Below are 3,319 nucleotides of genomic sequence, written 5' to 3' on the forward strand. Positions count from 1 at the left end.
AGAGATGATAGAGGCAGAAAGACTATCTATGATAGTTTACCAAGGGGATTTTCTAAATTTATTAGCGTTGGAAGGCTAGATTATGCTAGTGAGGGGTTATTGCTCCTTACTGATGCTCCAGCTATTGCCCAGGCTCTTATGGATAGTGATATAGAAAGAGAATACTATCTAAAAATCAAAGGCAATATCACAGAACAAGTCATAAATGCTATGCGTGAAGGATTTTTTGCTAAGGACGCTACCAAAGGAGCTCACGCTAAGACAAAGCAAATTTCAATGGAATTTAAGCCATTTTTAGCCTATAAAATCATTAGTCAAAGTGGTGGCTACACAAGGCTAAAAGTGATAATAAATGAAGGGCAAAATAGAGAGCTTAGGCGGTTTTTTGGCTATTTTGATTTAGAGGTTATGGATTTAAAGCGTGTAAGCTTTGGTAGAGTTAGCCTAGATCAATTAGGCGAGGGGAAATGGCGATATTTTACAAACTCCGAATATGATGATTTAAGAGATTTTTTAAAGCAAAATGGAGTAAGATACTAATATGGCAAAATCTATTATAGATGTAACTAAAGAGGTTTTAGAGTGTAAAAATGAGGCTTTAAACCCAAACCAAATGTATCATATAGCCAATGAAATGGGGCTTACTAAAGAGCTAAATTTAAATGGTAAAACGCCGTGGGCTAGTTTTGCTGCTAGAATTTATATGGATATAAAAGAAAATCCAAATAGTATTTTTGAAGTAGTGGCTACTAAACCTATGCTTATAAAGCTAAAAAATCAAGATATAAATTTAAAAATACAAACTCAAAATGAGATAAAAGAGCCAAAAAATTCTTATAGCGAAAGGGATCTACATCCTCTTTTGACTAGATTTGTCTTTGCAAATGATAGCTTTAAAGCTTATACAAAGACGATTTATCACGAAAGCAGTATCAAAACTAAAAAAGGTATGGATAAATGGTTGTATCCAGATATTGTAGGCGTTAGCTTTGAGTATAAAGATTATCAAAAAGAGCTAAATAAATTTATAGGGAAATTTAGCTCTTTACCGATTAAAATTTACGCTTTTGAGATGAAAAAGCATCTAAGTGTTAGTAGCTTTAGAGAGTATTATTTTCAAGCTGTAAGTAATTCAAGCTGGGCAAATGAGGGCTATTTAGTCGCACTTGATATTGATGAGAGCGATGAGGAGCTTATGGATTTAATGAAACGCCTTAGCTATTCATTTGGTATAGGAGTTATCAGCCTTAATTCGCAAAATGTCGATGAGAGTGTGATTTTAGCTAGAGCTGAATTTAGAGAGAATTTAGATTATTCTGTGATGAATGAACTAAGTATGAAAAATCCTGATTTTAAAAAATTTCTTGAGAGTGTAGAGGAATTTAATATAGAAAAAGAGTATAGAAGCAAAAGTGAATTTGATGAAGTTTTAGATAATGATAAATTAGATAATTATCTAATAAATAAAAAGATAATGAATAATTAGGCATTAAAAATTAGTAAATAATAAAATAAGGCAAGATATGGTTAAATCAATTTTATTTGTATGTCTTGGCAATATTTGCAGGTCGCCTTTGGCTGAGGGAATCGCAAAAAAGATAGCTAAAGAGCGTGGTTTAGATATTTTAATAGATTCGGCTGGAACGAGTAATTATCACATAGGAGAACCGCCAGATTCACGCTCGGTGGCTGTGGCTTACCAAAATGGCGTGGATATTTCAATGCTTCGCGGAAGGCAAATTAGTAAAAGTGATAGTAAATTTGATCTAATTGTAGCTATGGATAGACAAAATCAGATCAATATCGCACGTCTTAAACTCGAGAATAAGATTGTGATGATGGGTGAATTTGGTTTAGATGGAGCTGATATACCAGATCCATATTATGGCGATTCTAAAGATTTTAAAAGGGTATATGATATGCTTACAAAAGCTATAAATGTAATGTTTGATGAGATTGCTTAGTGAAATTAGAGTATCAAAAGATTAGCTTTACTCATATAGATTTTGCCAAAATTACTGCTTTAAATTTAGAATTATTTCCACAAAATGAGCTAGTAGCGCCAATAAATTTATCTAATAACATATATGCAAATGATGAAAATCTATCTATTTTCTCTTTTTATAATGATAAAGAATTTGTAGGTTATGCTGCTATATATAGCTATGAAAATATATCTTATTTAGCATTTTTAGCAGTTTGTGCCAAGTATCAAGGGCGCGGTTTTGGTGGCTTAATTTTAGAAATTTTAAAATCAAATTTTAACTCAATAGTTTTAGAGATTGAAAGCTTGGACCCAAATGCTACTGATTACTTACAAAGAGTCAAACGTAGTAAATTTTATCAAAATAATGGATTTAAAGATCTTGGCTATGAAATTTCATATTGTGGAATGACTTATAGCATTTATGGTAATTATAAATTTGATTCTAAGCAATTTATAGATATGTTTAATCTATTTAAGAGCAAAAATTATTTTGATTTTAAATTTGAATAGTAGATAATATTTAGCTAAATCCAGCCAAATTTGGCCGGATTAATTTATGAGTATAAAACAGATTTAAATCTACTTGCGATCATTTGAGCACGCATTAAAATCATATCAGCGATTTGTGGTTCATAAATGCTATCTAGGCTATTTTTAAATAAGTTTAGCCAGTTATCAAATAGCTCAGGCGGGAATGGATCAAGATTCATATGAGCTTGCATAGGATTGCCTCTAAATGTACTCTCACCAATTAACACACCTTTCCAAAACTCACCAATTTTTGCTTTATGTGCATCCCACTCCTCTTCGGTTGTGCCAATTTTGTGGTTAAATATATCCCCAAGGCCAGTCTCATCTTCTCTAATTGCCTCATAAAAGCTCTCCATAAGCTCTGCAATATTCTCACTTGTAATTTCGTTATATTTCATTTTTATCCTTATTAAATTTGATTTATTAATGACAGCCAGATCTGTTCATATCTGGCTGAATAGCTGAGTTATCAGCGCCACCATTTGCATTTATATCTTCTATAATTTTCCATAATTTTGCTGCGGCTTCATCATATCTTTTTGCGCTAATTGAATTTGGTTCATAAAAGCTTACAGGTTTGCCGCTATCTCCACCGATTCTTACAGATGGTTCTATAGGAATTTGAGCTAGTATAGTTGTATCATATTCGCTTGCTAAGGCATCAGCTCCACCTTTGCCAAATATATCATACTCCTTGCCATTATCAGGGCAGATAAATCCGCTCATATTTTCTATCACTCCAGCTACTGGGATATGAAGTTTTTCAAACATATCAAGACTTCTAGCTGAGTCATCTAAAGC

6 protein-coding genes are annotated in these 3,319 nt (G+C 32.4%); 4 read left to right on the forward strand and 2 right to left on the reverse strand.

Going from position 1 to position 3,319, the window contains the following annotated elements; genetic code table 11:
* The 4 genes from J6V67_RS04920 to J6V67_RS04935 form a co-directional block, all read left to right on the forward strand.
* On the forward strand, positions 1-540 hold a 540-nt coding region (locus J6V67_RS04920), incomplete at its 5' end, for a pseudouridine synthase (RefSeq protein WP_291859592.1).
* 1 nt (position 541) lies between these two features.
* A complete protein-coding gene (locus J6V67_RS04925; RefSeq protein WP_291859594.1) occupies positions 542-1,486 on the forward strand; it encodes an HTH domain-containing protein in 945 nt (314 codons plus the stop codon).
* Between the two features lie 37 nt (positions 1,487-1,523).
* Positions 1,524-1,964: a low molecular weight protein-tyrosine-phosphatase gene (locus J6V67_RS04930; RefSeq protein ID WP_291859596.1), complete on the forward strand. Its 441-nt coding sequence runs from the start codon at positions 1,524-1,526 to the stop codon at positions 1,962-1,964.
* Positions 1,964-2,497 (forward strand): GNAT family N-acetyltransferase, encoded by a 534-nt coding sequence (locus J6V67_RS04935; RefSeq protein WP_291859599.1) that lies wholly within the window; start codon positions 1,964-1,966, stop codon positions 2,495-2,497. The genes J6V67_RS04930 and J6V67_RS04935 overlap by 1 nt, the downstream gene beginning before the upstream one ends.
* Before the next feature lie 44 nt (positions 2,498-2,541).
* On the opposite strand, the gene J6V67_RS04940 is transcribed toward J6V67_RS04935, so the two are convergent.
* A complete protein-coding gene (locus tag J6V67_RS04940) occupies positions 2,542-2,916 on the reverse strand; it encodes a group III truncated hemoglobin (protein ID WP_291859602.1) in 375 nt (124 codons plus the stop codon).
* A gap of 25 nt (positions 2,917-2,941) precedes the next feature.
* Positions 2,942-3,319: P-loop NTPase (locus tag J6V67_RS04945; protein WP_291859605.1), on the reverse strand; the 378-nt coding region annotated here is incomplete at its 5' end.

It is taken from the genome of Campylobacter sp., assembly GCF_017646085.1.
GTDB lineage: Bacteria > Campylobacterota > Campylobacteria > Campylobacterales > Campylobacteraceae > Campylobacter.

Excerpts from the sequence above, each read along its gene's own strand:
- J6V67_RS04925 (WP_291859594.1), top strand. The coding sequence starts at position 542 with ATGGCAAAATCTATTATAGATGTAACTAAAGAGGTTTTAGAGTGTAAA.
- J6V67_RS04930 (WP_291859596.1), top strand. The coding sequence starts at position 1,524 with ATGGTTAAATCAATTTTATTTGTATGTCTTGGCAATATTTGCAGGTCG.
- J6V67_RS04940 (WP_291859602.1), bottom strand. The coding sequence starts at position 2,916 with ATGAAATATAACGAAATTACAAGTGAGAATATTGCAGAGCTTATGGAG.